The 22,071-nt window shown below is 72.8% G+C and carries 3 protein-coding genes; all 3 read left to right on the top strand.

The genetic code is table 11. From position 1 onward, the window contains the following. Nucleotide 1: 1 nt before the first annotated feature. Genes ABZ193_RS19920 through ABZ193_RS19910 form a run of 3 tightly spaced genes read left to right on the top strand, consistent with a single transcriptional unit; the run spans nucleotide 2 to nucleotide 22,010 of the window. On the top strand, nucleotides 2-11,455 hold the full coding sequence (locus ABZ193_RS19920) for an amino acid adenylation domain-containing protein (protein WP_354710934.1): 11,454 nt from the start codon (nucleotides 2-4) through the stop codon (nucleotides 11,453-11,455). Further along, nucleotides 11,452-18,633 (top strand): amino acid adenylation domain-containing protein, encoded by a 7,182-nt coding sequence (locus ABZ193_RS19915; protein WP_354710933.1) that lies wholly within the window; start codon nucleotides 11,452-11,454, stop codon nucleotides 18,631-18,633. The genes ABZ193_RS19920 and ABZ193_RS19915 overlap by 4 nt, the downstream gene beginning before the upstream one ends. After that, entirely contained in the window at nucleotides 18,627-22,010 is a 3,384-nt protein-coding gene (locus ABZ193_RS19910) for an amino acid adenylation domain-containing protein (protein WP_354710932.1), read from the top strand. The genes ABZ193_RS19915 and ABZ193_RS19910 overlap by 7 nt, the downstream gene beginning before the upstream one ends. Nucleotides 22,011-22,071 lie beyond the last annotated feature (61 nt).

The following is a 22,071-nucleotide window of genomic DNA, read 5'->3' as shown; positions in this document are numbered from 1 at the left end:
GGTGGCGTCGAGCGTCGAGGACGTCCTCCCGCTCACCCCGTTGCAGCAGGGCATGATCTTCCACGCCCTGCTCGACGAGCGTGCGGACGTCTACACGGTGCAAACCGTCCTGCGGCTGGCCGGCGAGGTCGACGGCGAGCGGCTCCGGGAGGCCGCGGAGCAGTTGGTGCGGCGGCACGCCAACCTGCGGGCCGGGTTCCGCACGCAGGCGTCGGGCCAGTTCGTGCAGGTCGTGCGCCGGTCGGTCCAGGTGCCGTGGCGGGTCGTGGACTGCCCTGGCGATGCGGAGTTCCAGCGCCTGCTGGACGACGACCGCGCCGAGCCGTTCGACCTCGCGCGACCGCCGTTGCTGCGGTTCACCTTGGTGCGCCGCGGTTCCGAGCACGTGCTCGTGTTGTCGTCGCACCACCTGCTGTGGGACGGCTGGTCGGCGCCGATCCTGGTGCATGAGCTGCTCTCGTTGTACGGCGGGCAAGCGCTTCCGCCGGTGCGGCCGTTCCGGGACCACCTGACCTGGCTGTCCAAACAGGACACGAAGGCGGCCGAGCAGGCGTGGGCCGGCGCACTCGCCGACCTCGACGGCCCGACGCTCGTGGCTGACGGGTCGTCCACCGGACTGCCGCGGCGTGCTGAGTTCTCGTTGCCGGGGCAGCCGTTGACGCAGGCCGCCCGCGAGTACGGCGTGACCGTGAACGCACTGGTGCAGTCCGCGTGGGCGCTCGTGCTCGCCGGGCTGACCGGCCGGGACGATGTGGTGTTCGGCGCGACGGTGTCCGGCCGGAACCCCGAGGTGCCGGGCGTCGAGTCGATGGTCGGCATGCTGATCAACACCGTGCCGGTGCGGGTGCGCCTCGCGCCGGACGAGCCGCTGGCCGCGCTGGCCGCGCGGGTGCAGAACGAGCAGGCGCGGTTGCTGGAGCACCAGCACCTCGGGCTCGCCGACATCCAGCGCGCCGCCGGGCAGCCCACGCTGTTCGACACGCTCGTGGTCTTCGAAAGCTATCCGGGCACCGACCTGGCCGGCTCGCCGCTGGCCGGGGTCGAGGTGCGGGACGCCACGCACTACCCGCTCGCGTTGCTGGTCGTGCCGGGCGAGGAGTTCGTGCTGCGCATCGACCACGACCCGGCGCGCTTCGACGACGCCGCGGTCGCCCGCATCGCGGAGCGGGTGCAGGACGTGCTCGGCTGGTTCGTCGCCGCGCCGGGCACGCCGGTCGCGCGGCTCGAACCGTTGCCCGCCGACGAATGGCAGCAGGTCGTGGTGGCGCCCAACGAAACCGCCGCGGAGGTGCCGGAGACGACGCTGCCGGAGCTGTTCGCCGAGCAGGTGGCGCGCACGCCGGACGCGACCGCGGTGGTCTACGAGGGCGTCGCGCTGACCTACGCCGAGCTGGACGCCCGCGCCACTGAGCTGGCGCGGCGGTTGGCGGGCGCGGGTGTTGGGCCGGAGCACATCGTCGGTGTGCGGCAGGACCGTTCGCTGGATCTGATCGTCTCGCTGCTGGCGGTGTTGAAGGCGGGCGGGGCGTATCTGCCGCTGGATCCGTCGTATCCCGCGGAGCGGTTGAGCATGATGATCGAGGATGCTCAGCCCACGGTCGTGCTGCCTGCCGAGCTCCATGATGAAGGGGAGTTGCGGGCGGCGGGGCCGGACAACCCGGCGTACGTCATCTACACCTCGGGTTCGACCGGCCGCCCGAAGGGTGTGGTGGTCAGCCACCGGGCGATCGTGAACCGGCTGTTGTGGATGCAGCACGAGTACCGGCTCACGCCCGAGGACCGGGTGCTGCAGAAGACGCTGTCGTCGTTCGACGTGTCGGTGTGGGAGTTCTTCTGGCCGCTGATCAGCGGCGCGACGCTGGTGTTCGCGAAGCCGGGCGGGCACAAGGACCCGCGTTACCTGGCCGAACTGGTCGAACGCGAGCGGATCACCACCGCGCACTTCGTGCCGTCGATGCTGGCGCAGTACGTCGAGACCGGCCGCGGGCCGCAGCGGATCATCTGCAGCGGCGAGGCCCTGCCGCCGGAGCTGGCGCGGCAGGCGGGTGAATTCGCCCAGGTGCACAACCTCTACGGCCCGACCGAGGCCGCCGTCGACGTCACCTACTGGCCGGTGCCCGCGGATGCCACGACCGTCCCCATCGGACGTCCGGTGTGGAACACGCAGACCTACGTGCTGGACCGGTTCCTGCGGCCGGTGGCGCCGCGCGCGCCGGGCGAGCTGTATCTCGGGGGAGTACAGCTCGCCCGGGGGTACCTCAACCGGCCCGGGCTGACCTCCTCGCGGTTCGTCGCCAACCCGTTCGGCGAGCCCGGCTCGCGGCTCTACCGCACCGGCGACGTCGTGCGGTGGAACGCCGACGGTGCCCTGGAGTACCTGGGCCGCGCCGACGACCAGGTCAAGATCCGCGGCTTCCGCGTCGAGCTGGGCGAGGTCGAGGCGGCCCTGCTCGCGCTGGACGGGGTCGCCGCCGCGGCGGCCACCGTGCACGCCGGCCGTCAGCAGCTGGTCGGGTACGTCGTCGGCGTGGGCTTGGACCCGGCCGCGCTGCGGCGGAGCCTCGCCGAGTCGCTGCCCGAACAGCTGGTGCCGTCCGCGATCGTCGTGCTCGACGCGTTGCCGCTGAGCCCGAGCGGCAAGCTGGACCGGCGGGCGCTGCCCGAGCCGCAGCTCGCCGAGACCGGCAGCGCCGAGGCCCGCGACCCGCGTGAGGAGATTCTGGCCGAGCTGTTCGCCGAGGTCCTCGGCGTCGACCGGGTCGGTCGCGACGACGACTTCTTCGCACTCGGCGGGCATTCCCTGCTCGCCACCCGCCTGGCCAGCCGGATCCGCCGCACGTTCGGCGTCGACCTGCAGATCCGGGCGATCTTCGACGCCCCGACGGTGGCACGCCTGGCGCGGCACTTGGACGGCGGCGTCGCCCGCCCGCCGCTGACCCGCCGCGACCACGACGGCCTCGTGCCGCTGTCCCCGGCGCAGCGCAGCCTGTGGTTCCTGCACGAGCTGGACGGCCCGTCGCCGGTCTACAACATCCCGTTCGCCGCGCGGCTGACCGGCCCGCTCGACCTGGACGTGCTCGACGCCGCGCTCACCGACGTGGTGAACCGCCACGACACGCTGCGCACCCTGCTCACCGCGGACGGCCAGCACGTGCTGCCGCCGTTCGAGCGGTTCCCCGTGCACCGGCACGACGGCCCGGCCGAGGGGTTCGTGGAACGGGCGAGCCGGTACGCGTTCCGCCTCGGCGAGGAGCCGCCGATCCGGGCCGAAGTGCTGAACACCGGCCAGGACGAGCACCTGTTGGTGCTGGTCGTGCACCACGTCGCGGGCGACGAGTGGTCGGCGCGACCGCTGCTGCGTGACCTGGGCGCGGCCTACGCCGCCCGCCGCGCAGGCCGCGCGCCGGAGTGGACACCGCTGCCGGTCCAATACGCCGACTACACCCAGTGGCTGCAGGACATCCCGGTCGACGACCAGCGCGACTTCTGGCTCAAGCGGCTGGAAGGCCTGCCCGAGGAACTGCCGCTGCCGACGGACCGGCCGCGCCCGCAGCACCCGACGCGCGAGGGCGGCAACGTCACCGTGGAATTCCCCGCCGCGCTGACCGCGTCGCTGGCGAAGCTGGCCCGCAAACTCGGCGTGACGGACCTGATGATCGCCCAGGCCGCGACCGCGGTGCTGCTGTCCCGCCTCGGCTCGGGCGAGGACATCCCGCTCGGCACGCCGGTCGCCGGCCGCACCGACGAAGCGCTCGACGACCTGGTCGGCTACTTCGTCAACACGGTCGTGCTGCGCACCGACCTGTCCGGCAACCCGACGTTCCGCGACCTGCTCGCGCGCGTCCGCGAGGCGAACCTGGACGCCTACTCGAACCAGGACCTGCCGTTCGAGCGGGTCGTCGAGGCGGTCAATCCGCCGCGCTCGCCGGGGCGGCACCCGCTGTTCCAGATCATGGTGTCGCACCGCGATCCGGCGACGACGGAACTGGACCTGCCGGACGTGGTGGCCGAGCCGCTGGAACCCGGGTTCACCGGCGCGAAGTTCGACCTGGCCTTCCACTTCGGCCCGGAAGACTGCCATATCAGCTACTCCGCCGACCTGTTCGACGAATCCACTGTGGACTCGCTCGCGCGCAGGCTGGTGCGGCTGCTGACCGCGCTGGTCGCGAAGCCGGAGCAGCCGGTCGGCCTCGCCGAGATCCTCGGCGACGACGAGCGCGCCCGGCTCGCGGCCTTCAACGACACCGCCGAGGAGCGGCCGCACACGACCTTGACCGAGATGGTCGAGGAGCAGGCCGCCCGCACCCCGGACGCGGTGGCCGTCGAGTTCCACGACCGCAGCCTCACCTACGCCGAGCTGAACGCGAAGGCGAACCACCTGGCCCGGCGGCTCGTCGCGGCCGGGGTCGGGCCGGAGCGCACCGTCGGCATGCACTGGGAGCGGTCGCTGGAGCTGGTCGTCGGCCTGCTCGCGGTCGAGAAAGCCGGTGGCGCGTTCGTGCCGCTGGAGCCGTCGTGGCCGGATCGGCGCATCGCCGAGGTGGCGGAGAGCTCCCGGTTCACCGCGATCCTCAGTGGACCGGAGCACGACGGGCCGGTGCGGGAGCTGGGCGTGCCGGTCGTGCACGTCGACCTCGCGGGCGAGGACCCGGAGAACCTCGGCGTGCGGGTGCCGCCGGAAGGCCTGGCCTACGTCATCTACACGTCCGGCTCGACCGGCACGCCGAAGGGCGCGATGATCCGGCACCGCGCGATCACGCACCGCCTGCTGTGGCAGCGCGAGATGCTCGGTTTCGGGCCCGGCGACGCGGCGCTGTTCAAGGCGCCGATGGGCTTCGACATCTCGATCAACGAGGTGTTCCTGCCGCTGGTCACCGGCGGCAAGCTGGTGATCGCCGAACCCCGCGGCGAGCGGGACATCGAGTACCTGCTGGGCCTGATCGAGCGGCACCGGGTGACGTTCACCTACCTGCCGTCGTCGATCCTGGACCTGCTGGTCGGCCTCGACGGGTTCGCCGAGCGGGGCAGGTCGCTCAAGCACGTCTGGTGCGGCGGCGAGGTGCTCACACCCGAGCTGTTCGCCCGGTTCCGCGCGGTCAGCGACGCGATCATGTACCACGGGTACGGCCCGGCTGAGGCGACGATCGGCGTCAGCCACGTCGTCTACCGCGACGCGAGCGCGGTCCGCAAGGCCGTCTCGATCGGGCACCCCAACGGCAACACCCGCCTCTACGTGCTGGACCGGCACCTGCGGCAGGTGCCGGTCGGCGTGCCCGGCGAGCTGTACGCCGGTGGCGTCTACCTGGGCCGCGGCTACATCAACGACCCCAAGCGGACGGCGGACCACTTCGTCGCCGACCCGTTCGGCCCGCCCGGTTCCCGGCTCTACCGCACCGGTGACCTGGCCCGCTGGCAGCCGGACGGCACGCTGGAGTTCCTCGGCCGCGCCGACAACCAGGTCAAGATCCGCGGCATGCGGGTCGAGCTGGAGGAGATCGAGGCGGTCCTGGAGCAGCACGAGGGCGTCCGGCGGGCGGTCGTGCTGGTGCGCGACGAGCCCAAGCGGCTGGTCGGTTACTGCCTCGGCTCCGAAGTGGACGGTCTCGGAGATTGGCTGCGCACCCGCCTGCCCGAGCACATGGTGCCGCGGCGGTTCGTGTTCCTCGACGAGTTCCCGCTGATGCCCTCGGGCAAGGTGAACCGCAAGGCGCTGCCCGACCCCGGCCCGGAGCCGACGTCCGGCAGCCGCGCGGCGGAGACCGAGGCCGAGCGGATCCTGTGCCGCGTGATGGCCGAGGTGCTGCGGGTGCCCGAGGTCGGAGCGGAGGACAACTTCTTCGGCCTGGGCGGCGACAGCATCCTGTCCATCCAGTTCGTGAGCAAGGTGCGGGCCGCCGGGCTGCGGATCTCGCCGCGGCAGGTGTTCGAGCACCAGACCGCGGCGGCGCTCGCCCGCGCCGTCGACACCGACGTGGTGGTCCCCGACGAGGACCGCGCGCAGGGGGTCGGCGAGGTCCCGCTCACCCCGGTCATGCGGTGGTGGCGGGAAACCGGTGACCGCACAATGGCCCAGGCCGCGTTGCTGCGGGTGCCGCCCGCGGACGGGCCGGAGATCTTCGCCGGGGTGCTGCGGGACGTGCTCGACCACCACGACCTGCTGCGTGCCCGGTTGCGGGGAGACGTGCTCGAGGTCCGCCCGCCGGGCGCGGTGACGGACGTCCTCGAACACGTACCCGGGGACACGCCGGTGGCGGAGAAGTACGCCGAGGCGGTCGGCGCGCTCGACCCGGAGGCGGGCGTGCTGGTGCGGGCCGTGTGGTTCGACCACGGGGACGAGCCCGGCCGGCTGCTGCTCGTGCTGCACCACCTGGTGGTGGACGGGGTGTCGTGGCGCATCCTCGCCGGGGACCTGGCGCAGGCCTGGGAGGCGCGCTCGTCCGGCCACCCGGCCAAGCTCGACCCGGTGCCCACCTCGTTCCGCTGGTGGGCGCGGCACCTGCCGACCGCGAGCGCCGAGCAGTGGAAGTCCTTGCCGCGCACCGGATCGGCGGACGTCCGGCCCGCCCGCACGGCAGGCCGCCGGGAGCTGACGCTCGGCGCGGAACTGGTCGCCGAGGTGCCCGGCAAGTTCCGCACCGGCGTGCAGGAGGTGCTGCTCAGCGCGCTCGCGCACGCCTTCGGCGAGCCGCGGCTGGTCGCGCTGGAGGGCCACGGCCGCGAGGAGCACCTGGTGCCCGGCGCGGACCTGTCCCGCACGGTCGGCTGGTTCACCAGCGTCTACCCGGTCGAACTGCCCGCCGCCGCGACTCCGCCGGAGATCCAGGAGCGGCTGCGGGCCGTGCCGGACAACGGCATCGGGTTCGGCATCCTCCGCTGGCTGCACGGCGAGCTCGCCGACGTGCCGGAGCCGGAGGTCGGCTTCAACTACCTCGGCCGGTTCGACGTCAGCGAGGGGTTCTGGGTCCCGGCCGCGGAGCAGTTGCCGCCGCCGGAGGTCCAGCACCGGCCGCTGGAGATCAACGTCGTGACCGAGGACGGTCCGGACGTTCCGGTGCTGACCGCGACCTGGTCCTGGACCGACCGGTTCACCGAGTCCGAAGTGGACGGCTTGATCGCGAGGTGGCAGGACGCCCTGCGCGACCTCACCGCCGCCGAGGAGCCGGAGGAGGTCCTGCCGCTGTCCCCGCTGCAGCAGGGCATGCTCTTCCACGCGCTCTACGACGAAAGCGCGGACGACGTCTACACCGTCCAGTTCGTGCTGGGCCTGACCGGCGAGGTCGACGCGGCGCGGCTGCGCCGGGCCGCGCAGGGCCTGCTGGACCGGCACCCGAACCTGCGCGCGGCCTTCGTGCACGACGACGAGCCGAAGCAGGTCATCCGCCGCGAGGCCGAGCTGCCATGGGCCGAGCTGACGCTCAGCCACGAGGAGTTCGACGAGTTCCTGGCCAGGGACCGGGCCGGACGGTTCGCGCTCGACGAGCCGCCGCTGCTGCGGATGACGCTGGTGAAGCTGGGCGAGCGGGACCACCGGCTGGTCCTGTCCAACCACCACATCCTGCTCGACGGCTGGTCGCTGCCGCTGCTGGTGCGGGACCTGCTCGCGCTCTACGCCGGCACCGAGCCGCCGTCGCCGCGGCCGTACCGCGACTACCTGACCTGGCTCGCCGGGCGGGACCGGGACGCCTCCGCCGAGGCGTGGCTGGCCGCGCTGGACGACGTCGAGGAGCCGACGCTGCTGGCTCCGGCCGCGTCGCGGGTGCCGATGCGCCCCGGCAAGCTGCGCCTCGACCTGCCCGCCGAGATCACGGAACGGCTATACGCGGTCGCCCGGGAGCACGGCCTGACCGTCAACACGGTCGTCCAGGGGCTGTGGGGTCTCGTGCTGGCCCGGCTGACCGGCCGCGACGACGTCCTGTTCGGCGCCACCGTCTCCGGACGGCCCGCCGATCTGTCCGGTGTGGACGGCATGGTCGGCCTGTTCATCAACACCGTGCCGGTGCGGGTCCGCCTGCGCGGTTCGCTGCTGGACGTCCTGCGGGGCGTGCAGGACGAGCAGGCGCGGCTGATGGACCACCAGTACCTCGGCCTCACCGACATCCAGCGGGCGGCCGGGCACGGCGACCTGTTCGACACGCTGGTCGTGTTCGAGAGCTACCCGATCGACTCGGACGCGGTGAGCGCGAGCGAGCGGGCCGCCGGGATCACGATCGACCGGGTCGAGGTCGAGGACTCGACGCACTACCCGCTGACCCTGGCGGTCGCCGCCGAGGAGCGGTTGTCGGTCGTCTTCGAGTACCGGCCGGACACGTTCGACGAGGCGTGGGCGGAGTCGCTGAGCGGCTGGTTCCGCCGGGCCGCGGAGGCCTTCGCGGCTGCCCCTGCGCAAAACGTGACGGGCGTCGACCTGCTCGGCGAGGAGACCCTGGCCGAGCTGCGCCGCATCGGCACCGGCAAGGTCCTGGACGCCCCGGCGACGACGCTGCCGGAGGTCCTGCGCGATCAGGCTCGGGCGACGCCGGACGCCGTGGCGATCGTGGCGGGGGAGACCCGGCTGACCTTCGCCGAGTTCAACGCCCGCGCCAACCAGGTCGCGCGGGTGCTCATCGAGCAGGGCGTCGGCCCGGAGGACGTGGTGGCGCTGCGCATGCCGGCCGGGCCGGACATGCTGGTCGCGCTGCTGGCGGTGTTTAAGGCGGGCGGCGCGTACCTGCCGCTCGACCCGGACTGGCCTGCCGAGCGGATCGACTTCATGCTCGCCGACGCCGCCCCGAAGCTGGTCCTGACCGAACTGCCGGAAGCGACGGGCTCGACGGACGACCTGCCGCCGCGGGCGAAACCGCAGCACCCGGCGTACGTCATCTACACGTCCGGCTCGACCGGCACGCCGAAGGCCGTCGTGGTGCCGCACAGCTCGATCGCGAACCTGCTGGTCAGCCACCGCACCGACCTGTTCGACCCGGCACGCGAGCGGGTCGGCCGCCCGCTGCGGGTCGCGCACGCGTGGCCGATGGCGTTCGACGCGTCGTGGCAGCCGATGCTGTGGATGTTCGCCGGGCACGAGCTGCACCTGGTGCCGCCGGACACCCGCCGCGACGCGGACCTGCTGCGGGCGTTCCTGCGGGACCACGAGATCGAGTTCGTCGAGCTGTCCCCGTCGCTGCTCGCGCAGGTCGCGACCGAACCGGGCTGGCGCGGCGCGCTCAAGGTGCTCGGCGTCGGCGGCGAGGCGGTGCCCGCGCAGCTGTGGCGGTCGCTGCGGGACGAGCCGGACCTGGCCGTGTGGAACCTCTACGGCCCGACCGAGTGCACTGTGGACTCCGCGGCATGCGACTTCGACCGCACCGAGAACCCGTGCATCGGCTCGCCGGTCGGCAACGCGCGCGCCTACATCCTCGACCGGCACCTGCGGCCCTGCCCGCCGGGCGTGGAGGGTGAGCTGTACCTGTCCGGCGCCGGTCTCGCCCGCGGTTACCTGCGGCGGCCGGGCACGACGGCCGAGCGGTTCGTGGCCGACCCGTTCGGCGAACCCGGCACCCGCATGTACCGGACCGGTGACGTGGCGCGCTGGAACGCCGAGGGGCTGATCGAGCTGCTCGGCCGCGTCGATGACCAGGTCAAGATCCGCGGGTTCCGCATCGAGCCCGGCGAGATCGAGGCGGTGCTGCTGCGGGACGAGCGGGTCGAGCGGGCGGTCGTGGTGCCGCGCGAGGACACGCCCGGCGTGAAGCGGCTGGTCGCGTACGTCGTCGCGAGCGGCACGGACGGTCTGCGCGAGCGGGTCGCCGCCGCGTTGCCGGAGTACATGGTCCCGGCCGCGCTCGTCGCGGTCGACGGCTTCCCGTTGACGCGCAACGACAAGCTCGACGTCAAGGCGCTGCCCGCGCCGGACTACACGAGCACCACGTCCCGGGCGCCCGCGACGGAACTGGAGAAGCGCATCGCCGGCCTGTTCGCCGATGTCCTCGGCCTGCCCGAGGTCGGCGCGGACGACAGCTTCTTCGCGCTCGGCGGCGACAGCATCGTGTCGATGCGGCTGGTCAGCAAGGCCCGTGGGGCCGGGCTGGCGTTCACCCCGCGGGACGTGTTCGAGCAGCGCACGGTCGCGGCGCTGGCGCAGGTCGCCGGGGAGGCCGTGCACCGTGCGGACGCCGACGCGGGCATCGGCGAGGTGCCGCTGACGCCGATGCTCCACTGGCTCAACCGCAACCAGCCGTACGGTCAGCTCAGCCAGGCCCGGATGCTCTGCACCCCGGCCGGGCTCGACCTGGACCGGCTGCGTGAGCTGGTGCAACTCCTGCTGGACCGGCACGACGTGCTGCGCGCGACCTTCGACGGCACGTTCGTCGTCCGCCCGCGCGGGGCGGTGGACGCAAGCGCTTGCGTCACCCGGATCGACGCCGGCGACCTGGCGTACGGGGACATCGCGGAGCGGCTGCCCGGCCTGATGCGGGAGATCCGGCTCGACCCGCCGTCCGGCGACATGGTGCGGTTCGTCTGGTTCGACACCGGCCCGGACCGCTCCGGCCGCCTGCTGATCGTGCTGCACCACCTCGTCGTGGACGGCGCGTCGTGGGGTGTGCTGGTGCCCGAGCTGGCCGAGCTGTGGGCGGGCCGCGAGCTGCCGCCCGTCGGCACGTCGTACCGGGAGTGGGCACAGGCGCTGCCCGAGGTGGCGCGGGCCAAGGCGAGCGAGATGCCGCTGTGGCGGGAGATCCTGTCCGGCCCGGACCAGGTGCTCGGCGCCCGCCGCCTCGACCCGGCCATCGACACCCGCGCGTCCATGCGAACCACGCGGACGTTCCTCGACCCCGAGGTCACCGGCAAGCTGCTCACGGAGGTGCCCGAGCGGCACGGCGTCACGATCAACGACGTCCTGCTGGCCGGGCTCGCGCACGCGGTGTCCCGCTGGCGCGGCGGCGACGACACGTCGCTCCTGCTCGCGCTGGAAGGCCACGGGCGTGAGGAGCAGATCGTCCCCGGCGCGGACCTGTCCGGCACGGTCGGGTGGTTCACCAGCGTGTTCCCGGTCCGCGTCGACCCCGGCGACCTCGCGAGCGGCGTGCACCAGGGGCTCACGCGGGTCAGCGAGCAGCTCGCCCTGCCGGACAAGGGCATCGGCCACGGCCTGCTGCGGTACCTCAACCCGGACACCGCGGCCGAGCTGGAAGCGCTGCCCGAGCCGCAGCTGGAGTTCAACTACCTCGGCAGGCTCACGGTGGGCGAGCGCGACGGCGAGCCGTGGTCCGGTGCGCCGGAGGTGGGCGCGATGGGCGGCGGTGTCGACGACGACATGCCCGCGCCGTACTGCCTGGTGCTGAACGTGCTGGTCCGCGGCTCGACGCTGGAGGCCGACTGGCAGTGGCCGTCCGCGTTGTTCACCGAAGACCGGATTCAGCAGCTGTCCCGTGAGTGGTTCGCCGCGCTGACCCTGATCGCGCAAGGAGGCCCCCGGTGAGTGACCTCGCCGCCCGCAAGCGTGAGCTGCTGCGCCGACGGCTGGCCCAGGCCGGCCTGGCCAGCACGACGTCGATCCCGAAGCGGGACTCCGACGACGACCTGCCGTTGTCGTACGCCCAGTCCCGCATGTGGTTCCTGCAGCAGCTCGACCCGGCGAGCCCGGCCTACAACGTGTGCCTGGCGATCACGCTGCGCGGCGCGCTGGACAAGGCCGCGCTGCACCGGTCGTTCCAGCGGCTCGTGGAGCGGCACGAGATCCTGCGCACCCGGTACGTGGCCGGGCCGGACGGCGAGCCGCGGCAGATCGTCGACCCGTACGCCGTGGTGACGATGCCGGAGTCGGACCTGCGTGGCCTGTCCGAAGAGGACCGGGACCGGACCGTCGAGCGAGTGGCGCGGGAGGAGTCGGCGCACGCGTTCGACCTCGCCAAGGAGCACTCGCTGCGCCTGCGCCTGCTGCGCCGCGGCGACGAGGACCACGTGCTGGTGCTGACCGTGCACCACATCGCGTGGGACGGCTACACGTTCAACACGCTGTCGCGAGACCTGTCCGCCCTGTACCGGGAGGACACCACCGGGCAACCGTCCGGTTTGGACCCGCTGCCGGTGCAGTACGCCGACTTCGCGGTGTGGCAGCGGAAGACGCTGACCGACGAGAAGCTCGCCGGCGATCTCGACTACTGGCGCCGCGAGCTGACCCCCGCGCCGGAGAACCTGTCGCTGCCCACCGACCTGCCGCGCCCGCCCGCGCGGTCGGACCGCGGGGACCGGCGCTTCCACACCTTCGACCGGGCCGTGACCGACCGGATCGGCGAGTTCGCGCAGGCCCGCGGGGTCACGCCGTTCATGGTGGTGTTCGCCGGGTACGCGGCGCTGCTGTCGCGCTGGACCGGCGCGACGGACGTGCCGATCGGGTCGGCGTCGATGAACCGCGACGCCGGCGAGGTCGAGCGGCTGATCGGCAACTTCGGCAACACGCTCGTGCTGCGGGCCGACCTGTCCGGCGACCCGTCGTTCGCCGAGCTGGTGGACCGGGTGCGGCGCGTGTGCACCGACGGCTACGCGCACCAGGACCTCCCGTTCGACCTGCTCGTCGAGCGGCTGCGGCCGCCGCGCGTGCCGGGCCGGTCGGTGCTGTTCGACGTGATGCTGTTGTTCCTCACCCAGGGGTTGCAGGGCTTCGACCTGCCCGGCGTTGAGGCGAGCTGGGAGACGGTGCACAACGACACCACCCAGTTCGACCTGGCGCTGGAGGCGTTCCTGGTCGACGGCGAGATGCGGGTCGAGGCCACGTACTCGACGGAGCTGTTCACCGCCGCGACCGTCGAGCGGTTCCTGGCGCACCTGGAATCGCTGCTCGCCGCCGCGGTGGGCGCGCCGGACCGGCCGGTGAGCCGGCTGGAGTTCTTCGAGGACACCGCCCTGATCGGCGACGCGCGCGAGGTGCCGGAGACGACGCTGCCGGAGCTGTTCGCCGAGCAGGTGGCGCGCACGCCGGACGCGACCGCGGTGGTCTACGAGGGCGTCGCGCTGACCTACGCCGAGCTGGACGCGCGCGCCTCTGAGCTGGCGCGGGGGTTGGCGGGCGCGGGTGTTGGGCCGGAGCACATCGTCGGTGTGCGGCAGGACCGTTCGCTGGATCTGATCGTCTCGCTGCTGGCGGTGTTGAAGGCGGGCGGGGCGTATCTGCCGCTGGATCCGTCGTATCCCGCGGAGCGGTTGAGCATGATGATCGAGGATGCTCAGCCCACGGTCGTGCTGCCTGCCGAGCTCCACGATGAGGGGGAGTTGCGGGCGGCGGGGCCGGACAACCCGGCGTACGTCATCTACACCTCGGGTTCGACTGGCCGCCCGAAGGGTGTGGTGGTCAGCCACCGGGCGATCGTGAACCGGCTGTTGTGGATGCAGCACGAGTACCGGCTCACCCCGGAGGACCGGGTGCTGCAGAAGACGCCGTCGAGCTTCGACGTCTCGGTGTGGGAGTTCTTCTGGCCGTTGATCACCGGCGCGACGCTGGTGTTCGCCAAGCCGGGCGGCCACAAGGACCCGCGTTACCTGAGCGAACTGATCGCGCGGGAGCGGGTCACCACCGTCCACTTCGTCCCGTCGATGCTGCGGGCGTTCGTCGAGTCCGGCGCGCGGCCGAGCACCCTGCGTCGCGTGATCTGCAGCGGTGAAGCGCTGCCGTCCGACCTCGCGCGCGAACTGCCGCAGGTGCACAACCTGTACGGCCCCACGGAAGCCGCGGTCGACGTGAGCCACTGGCCCGTGACCGAGGGCGCCGGCATCGGCACCGTGCCGATCGGGCGGCCGGTGTGGAACACGCAACTGCACGTCCTGGACCGGCACCTGCAGCCGGTCGCGCCCGGCGCCGTCGGCGAGCTGTACCTGGGCGGGGTCCAGCTCGCGCGGGGCTACCTGAACCGGCCCGGGCTCACTGCGTCGCGGTTCGTGGCCGGGCCGGACGGGTCGAGGCTGTACCGCACCGGCGACCTGGTGCGCCGCACCGGCGACGCCCTGGAGTTCCTCGGCCGCGCCGACGACCAGGTCAAGATCCGCGGGTTCCGCGTCGAACTGGGCGAGGTCGAGGCCGCGCTGACCGCGTTGCCCGAGGTGGTGAGCGCCGGGGTGGTCGCGCGGCCGGAGCGGCAGCAGCTCCTCGGCTACGTGGTCGCCAAGCCGGGCACGGACGCGGCCGGCATCCGGCGGCAGCTCGGCGCCACGCTGCCCGAGCACCTGGTGCCGTCGGTCATCACGTTCCTCGACGAGCTGCCGCTGAGCCCGAGCGGCAAGCTGGACCGCAAGGCACTGCCCGAGCCGGAGGCGGCGACCGCGGCGGCGGAGCCGGAAACCGAGCGCGAGCGGGCGCTGGCCGCGTTGTTCGCCGACCTGCTCGGCGTCGAGCGCGTCGGCAGGGACGACGACTTCTTCGCCCTCGGCGGGCATTCCCTGCTGGCGACCAAGCTCGTCGGCCGCATCCGCGCGGACCTCGGCGTCGACCTGGCGATCGGGACCGTCTTCGACGCGCCGACCGTCGCCCGCCTGGCCACGGCGCTCGACGGCGGCACGCAGAAGCGGCCCGCGCTCACGCCGATGCCGCGCCCGCGCCGCATCCCGCTGTCGTCGGCGCAGCAGCGGTTGTGGTTCCTGTACCGGCTGGAAGGCCCGAGCGCGACCTACAACGTGCCGTTCGCGGTGCGCCTGGACGGCCCGCTCGACGTGGACGCGCTGCGGGCCGCGCTCGCCGACGTCGTGAGCAGGCACGAGGTGCTGCGCACGATCTACCCGGAGTTCGAGGGCAAGCCCTACCAGCAGGTCCTCGACACGATCCCGCCGCTGATCCTCGACGACGGCTCGCCACGCGAGGCCGCGCAACGGGAGTTCGAGCTGGACCGCGAGCCGCCGTTCGAGGCGCGGCTGTTCCGCGACGGCGACTCGCACGTGCTGTCCCTGCTGACGCACCACATCGCGAGCGATGGCTGGTCCGCCGAACGGCTGCTGGCCGACCTGACCACCGCCTACACCGCCCGGCTGCAGGGCCGCGGCCCCGGGTGGGCGCCGCTGCCGGTGCAGTACGCGGACTACGCGCTCTGGCAGCGGGACCTGCTGGGCAACGACGCCGACCCGAACAGCCTCGCGTCCACCCAGCTCGCCTACTGGACGCGGCAGCTCGCCGACCTGCCGGAGGAGATCAGCCTGCCGGCCGACCGGCCACGTCCGGCCGATCCGTCGTTCCGCGGGGACGCGGTGCGGTTCAAGCTGCCGCCGGAGACGCACCGGGCGCTGGCGGAGCTGGCGCGGCAGACCGGCGCCACGACGTTCATGGTCGTCCAGGCCGCCGTCGTCGCGCTGCTCGCCCAGATGGGCGCGGGGGAGGACGTGCCGATCGGCGCGCCGGTCGCCGGCCGCACCGACGACGCCCTGGACGGCCTGGTCGGGTTCTTCGTCAACAACCTCGTGCTGCGCACGGACCTGACCGGCGACCCGACGTTCCGGCAGCTCGTCGAGCGGGTGCGGCGCACCGACCTGGACGCGTTCGCGCACCAGGACCTGCCGTTCGAGCGGCTGGTCGAGGCGCTGAACCCGGCCCGGTCGATGGGGCGGCACCCGCTGTTCCAGGTCATGCTGGCCTACCAGCGCGCGCCCGGCGGGCCGGTGCCGTTCGGGCACGCGTCGCTGCGCGAGGAGCACGTCGACTTCTACGCGGCGCGGCTCGACCTGTCGTTCCACCTGTTCGAGCAGGACGCGGGCATCGACGGCTGGCTCGTCTACAGCGAAGACCTCTTCGACCGGTCCACTGTGGACGACCTGGTGGCCCGTTTCACGCGGCTGGTCGGCGATCTCCTGGCGGACCCGGACCGGCGGCTCTCGGCCACGTCGGTGCTCACTCCGGAGGACGTGCTCCCGGCCGGTGAGACGCGTGAGGTTCCTCCGGCGACCTTGGCGGAGCTGTTCGCCGCCCAGGTGGCTCGTACGCCGGATGCCACCGCGGTGGTCTTCGAGGGCGAGTCCCTGACCTACGCCGAGCTGGATGCCCGTGCGAGCGCGCTGGCGCGGCGGCTGGCGGGTGCGGGTGTGGGGCCGGAGCACATCGTCGGGGTGCGGCAGGATCGTTCGCTCGACCTGATCGTCTCCCTGCTGGCGGTGCACAAGGCGGGCGGTGCCTACCTGCCGCTGGATCCGTCGTACCCGGCGGAGCGGTTGAGCATGATGATCGAGGATGCCCAGCCCACCGTGGTTCTTCCCGCCTCCTTGGAAGGTGAGGGGGAGCTGCGCCCGGCGGGGCCGGATCACCCGGCCTACGTCATCTACACCTCGGGCTCCACCGGCAGGCCCAAGGGCGTCGTGGTCAGCCACCGCGCGATCGTCAACCGTCTACTGTGGATGCAGCACGAGTACCGGCTCACGCCGGAGGACCGGGTGTTGCAGAAGACTCCGTCGAGCTTCGACGTGTCGGTGTGGGAGTTCTTCTGGCCCCTGATCACCGGTGGGACGCTGGTGTTCGCCAGGCCGGACGGGCACAAGGACCCGGAGTACCTGGCCGGCCTCATCGCCCGCGAGCGGATCACCACCGCGCACTTCGTGCCGTCGATGCTGCGGGCGTTCGTCTCCTCGGGCGGCGACCTGTCGGTGCTGACGCGGGTGATCTGCAGCGGCGAGGCCCTGCCGTGCGATCTGGCGGGCCCGAACGTGCACAACCTCTACGGCCCCACCGAAGCCGCGGTCGACGTCACCTACTGGCCGTGCGCCGACGGCGCGGGCGAGGGCACGGTGCCGATCGGGCGGCCGGTGTGGAACACGCAGGTCCACGTGCTCGACCGGTACCTGCGGCCGGTGCCGCCGGGCGTCACCGGCGAGCTGTACCTGGGCGGCGTCCAGCTTGCCCGCGGCTACCTGAACCGGCTGGGGCTCACGGCTTCCAGGTTCGTGGCCGCGCCGAACGGGGAACGGCTCTACCGGACCGGGGACCTGGTGCGGCACCGCGACGGCGTGCTCGAGTTCCTCGGCCGCGCCGACGACCAGGTCAAGCTGCGGGGGTTCCGGATCGAGCTGGGCGAGGTCGAGGTCGCGCTCACCCGGGCCGGCGCGCGCAGCGCCGTCGCGGTGGTGCGCGACGACCGCCTGATCGCCTACGTCCTCGGCGAAGCCGACGCGAACAGCCTGGCCCGCGAACTGCCCGACCACATGATCCCGTCCGCGATCGTCCAGCTGGACGAGTTCCCGCTGACGCCCAGTGGCAAGCTCGACCGCAAGGCCCTGCCCGCGCCCGACTTCGCCGCGCTGGCGGGCAAGGCCGAGCCCGCGACTGAGCGGGAAGCGTTGCTGTGCAAGCTGTTCGCCGAGGTCCTCGGCCTGGCCGAGGTCGGAGCGCAGGACAGCTTCTTCGCCCTCGGCGGCGACAGCATCGTGTCCGTCCAGCTGGTCAGCCGGGCCCGCAAGGCGGGGTTGACGATCACCCCGCGGCAGGTGTTCGAGCAGCGCACCCCGGCCGGGCTCGCCGCGGTCGCCGGAGCCGCCGTCACGGAGGCCGACGACGGCACCGGCCGCATCGAGCCGACCCCGATCATGCGCTGGAGCGAACGCGGCCTCGCGCAGGCGATGCTCCTGGTCGCCCCCGACGGCCTGACCCGCGACGGCCTGGTCCGGGTGGTGCAGGCGATCCTCGACCGGCACGACGTGCTCCGCGCCCGCTGGGACGGCGCGCTGGTGGTCCCGGCCGAATCCTTCGACGCGGCCGAGATCGTCCGGGATGCCACCGGCGAGCTGGACGCGGAGCTGCGGGCCGCGCGTGAGCGGCTGACCGACGAGCGGATGCTGCAGGTGGTCCGCTTCCCCGACCGGGTGCTGATCGTCGCCGACCACCTCGTCGTGGACGGCGTCTCGTGGCGGATCATCATGGACGACCTCGCCGAGGCCTGGGCAGGCAAGGAACTCGTGCGCACCGGCACGTCGTTCCGGCGCTGGAGCGAACTGCTCGCCGCGCAGGACCGCAGCGCGGAAACCGGACTGTGGCGTGAAATCCTGGACGGCGCCGACCCGGTGCTCGAACCCGGCGGCGAACGGCACGAGACCGGGTTCACCGTGCCGCTGCCCGAGAGCGCCGAACAGGCCGGGGTGCAGGAACTGCTGATCAGCGCGTTCGCCGAGGCGCTCGAAACCTGGCGTGGTCGCGGCGACGCGGTGATCGCGGTCGAGGGGCACGGCCGGGAGGAACAGCTCGGGGCCGACCTGTCGGCCACGGTCGGCTGGTTCACCACGATCTTCCCGCTCCGGCTGCGGCCGGGCACGCGGCTGCGGGACGTGCGTGAGCAGCTGGACAGCCTGCCCGACCACGGCCTCGGCTACGGGCTGCTCCGCCCGCTGGACCTGCCGGAGCCGACGATCGTCGTCAACTACCTCGGCCGCCTGCCGAGCGGGACCGGCGAGCCGTGGTCGGTCGCGCCGGAGGCCCCGATGCTGCGGGTGCCGCCGCGCACCCCGCAGTGGGCGATGGAGGTCAACGCGGTCAGCGTGGACGGGCAGTTGCGCGTCGCGATCACCGGGCCCGCGGTGCCCGAGCTGACCGAGCTGTTCCGCAAGGCGCTGAGCAGCGCGCCGACCGCGGCGGACACCGCGCTGGCGGACGTTTCCGAAGAAGACATCGACGAGTTCGAAGAGGAGCTGGGCACGTGGTGAGTCAGCAGCCGACGGTGGGAGAGCTCCTGCGCGAGGTCACCGACCTGCTGGGGCCCGAGGCGGCGGAGCTGTCCGAGAACGACAGCCTCATCGAGTGGGGCCTCGACTCGATCCAGCTCATGCAGGTCGCGAACAAGTGGCGCAAGCAGGGCATCAAGGTCGGCTTCGCCAAGCTGGCCAAGAACCCGACGCTGGCCGGGTGGCGGGAGATCCTGGCCACCGCGGCCGGGGTCGCGCCCGAGCCCGAGGTGACCGTCGAGGTCGACGAGACCGAGCCGTTCCCGCTCGCGTTGATGCAGCACGCGTACTGGATCGGCCGCGACGAGGAGACCACGCTCGGCTCGGTCGCCGCGCACCTCTACGTCGAGTTCGACGGCCCGGACCTGGACCCGCAACGCCTCGACGTGGCGGTGCGGAAGCTCGTGGCCCGGCACGGGATGCTGCGCGCCGCCTTCCTCGACGACGGCCGCCAGCGGATCCTGCCCGAGCGCGCCCAGCCGTCGCTGCTGGTGCACGACCTGCGTGACCTGGACGAAGAGGCCGAGCAGCGTCGCCTTGCCGACCTGCGGGACGCGTCTTCGCACGCGCGCCTGGACGTGGCGAACGGCGAGGTGTTCAAGATCCAGCTCAGCCGCCGTCCCGGTGACCGGGCGCGGCTGCACGTCGACGTGGACATGCTCGCCGCGGACGCGTTGAGCTACCGCGTGCTGCTGTCGGACCTCGCGCGGTTCTACGACGAGCCGGACGCCGAACTGGAGCCGATCGGCTACAGCTACCCGCGCTACCTGGCCGAACGTGAGGTGACCCGCCAGGCCGAGCAGGAGAAGGCCCGCGAGTGGTGGCAGCGGCGGGTTCCCGAGCTGCCCGGCGCGCCGGACCTGCCGCTGGTGCCGGAGACCGAGCGCGCCGACGCCACCCGCGTCACCCGCCGGCACCACTGGCTGGCGCCGGAGGACCGCAAGCGCCTCGGCGCCCGCGCGCACGAACACGGGCTGACCCCGGCGATGGTCGTCGCGGCCGCGTTCGCGGAGACCCTGTCGTCGTGGAGCGCGCAGCCGCGGTTCCTGATGAACCTGCCGATGTTCGACCGGCAGAGCACCCACCCGGACGTCGACAAGCTGGTCGGCGACTTCACCAGCTCGGTGCTGCTGGAAGTCGATTTCTCGACGGAGGCGTCCTTCGTGGAGCACGCGAAGGCGTTGCAGGACCGGATGCACGCCGACGCCGAGCACGCCGCGTACTCGGGTGTCGAGGTGCTGCGGGACCTGTCCCGGCACCACGGTGAGCAGGTGCTCGCGCCGGTGGTGTTCACCAGTGCGCTCAACCTGGGCGAGCTGTTCGACGCACGCGTGCGGCGCTGCTTCGGCGAGGCGGTGTGGATCATCTCGCAGGGCCCGCAGGTGCTGCTGGACGCGCAGGTCACCGAGGTCAACGAGGGCCTGCTGATCAACTGGGACGTGCGGGAGCACGCGTTCCCGGCCGGGATGATCGACGCGATGTTCGCCGCGTTCCAGGACCTGATCACGCGGCTCGGGCAGCGGGACGACGCGTGGGAGCAGCCGGTCGGCGGCACGTTGCCGCGGGAGCAGGCCGAGGTGCGGGCGCGGGTCAACGCGACGGAGGGGCCGCGCAGCGGGCGGTTGCTGCAGGACGGGTTCTTCGAGCGTGCCGTCGCGCAGCCGGACGCGCCCGCGCTGCTGTGGGGCGCCGATGGCGTGCTCAGCTACGGCGCTTTGCGTGACCGCGCGCTGCGGATCGCGAAGTCGTTGCAGGACAAGGGTGTCGCGCCCGGTGACCTGGTCGGTGTGAGCCTGCCGAAGGGCCCGGACCAGATCGCGGCGGTGCTCGGTGTGCTGGCCGCGGGCGCCGGGTACGTGCCGATCGGTGTCGACCAGCCGGCGGCGCGGGCGGAGCGGATCCGGCGGATCGCCGGGTTCTCGCACGTGCTGACGTCCGCGGAGGAGGCGGCCGAGCCGCTCGCCGAGCCGGTGCGGGTGGACGAGGAGCAGATCGCGTACGTGCTGTTCACGTCCGGTTCGACGGGGGAGCCGAAGGGCGTGGAGGTGCCGCACCGGGCGGCGATGAACACGATCGACGACCTCAACGAGAGGTTCGCGGTGGGTGCCGACGACCGGTGCCTCGCGGTGTCCGCGCTGGACTTCGACCTGTCGGTGTACGACGTCTTCGGCCTGCTGTCCGCGGGCGGCGCGGTCGTGCTGGTCGAGGAGGGCGACCGCAAGGAGGCGCGGCAGTGGGTCGAGCTGGCCGCCTCGCGCCGCGTCACGCTGGTCAACTGCGTGCCTGCGTTGCTGGACATGCTGTTGTCCGCGGCCCGGCCGGGGGAGTTGAGCGGGTTGCGGACGGTGCTGCTGGGCGGTGACTGGGTGGGCACGGACCTGCCCGGCCGGGTGGCGGAGCAGGCGCCGCGGTGCCGGTTCGCCGGGCTCGGCGGCACCACGGAGACGGCGATCCATTCGACGGTGTGCGAGGTGCACGGGGTGCCGTCGTCGTGGCGTTCGGTGCCGTACGGGACGCCGCTGCGCAACGTCGTGTGCCGCGTGGTGGACGTGCGTGGCCGGGACTGCCCGGACTGGGTCGCCGGGGAGCTGTGGATCGGCGGCGACGGGGTCGCCCACGGGTATCGGGCGGATCCGGAGCGGACCGCGGACCGGTTCGTGGAGCACGAGGGCCGCCGCTGGTACCGCACCGGCGATTTGGCGCGGTACTGGCCGGACGGCACGCTGGAGTTCCTGGGGCGCCGGGACTTCCAGGTGAAGGTGCGCGGTGTGCGGATCGAGCTGGGCGAGGTCGAGGCGGCGCTGGCCGAGTTCCCCGGGGTGCACCGGGGCGTCGCGGGCGTGGCCGGCAACCAGCTCGTGGCCGCCGTCGGGGGTGCGGTGGACGGCGACGAGGTCCGGGAGTTCGTCCAGACGTTGTTGCCGCCGCACATGGTCCCGGCGCGCGTGGTGGTGCTGGACGCCCTGCCGCTGACGGCGAACGGCAAGGTGGACCGCCGCGCGGTGGCGGTGCACTGGCAGGCGTCGGCGGACAGTTATGTCGCGCCGGAGACTCCGTTGGAGCAGGTGCTGGCCAAGGTGTGGGCCGAGGTGCTCGGAGTGGAACGCGTCGGCCGCGACGACCCGTTCTTCGCGCTCGGCGGAGACTCCGTGCTGGCGACGATGATCGTCGGCCGCCTGCGGGAGGCGCTGGACACGTCGGAAGTGACGGTGCGGACGCTGTTCTCGGCGCTGACGGTGGGCGCGATGGCGGCGCGCCTGGTGGCCGACCAGTCGGTGCCCGGGCGGCTGGAGCAGGTGGCGGAGATTTACCTGGAGGTGGACGCACTCTCCGAGGAGGACTTGAACGCGCAGTTGTGATTCGGGCCTGGGCGGCTGGCCGCACGACGTGAGCCGGCAACGCAAAGCACCCACCCGGCCG

It is taken from the genome of Amycolatopsis sp. NPDC006125 (assembly GCF_040614195.1).
In the GTDB taxonomy this organism is placed as follows: Bacteria; Actinomycetota; Actinomycetes; order Mycobacteriales; family Pseudonocardiaceae; genus Amycolatopsis_E; species Amycolatopsis_E tucumanensis.
This window is presented reverse-complemented; position numbering and strand designations above follow the sequence as displayed.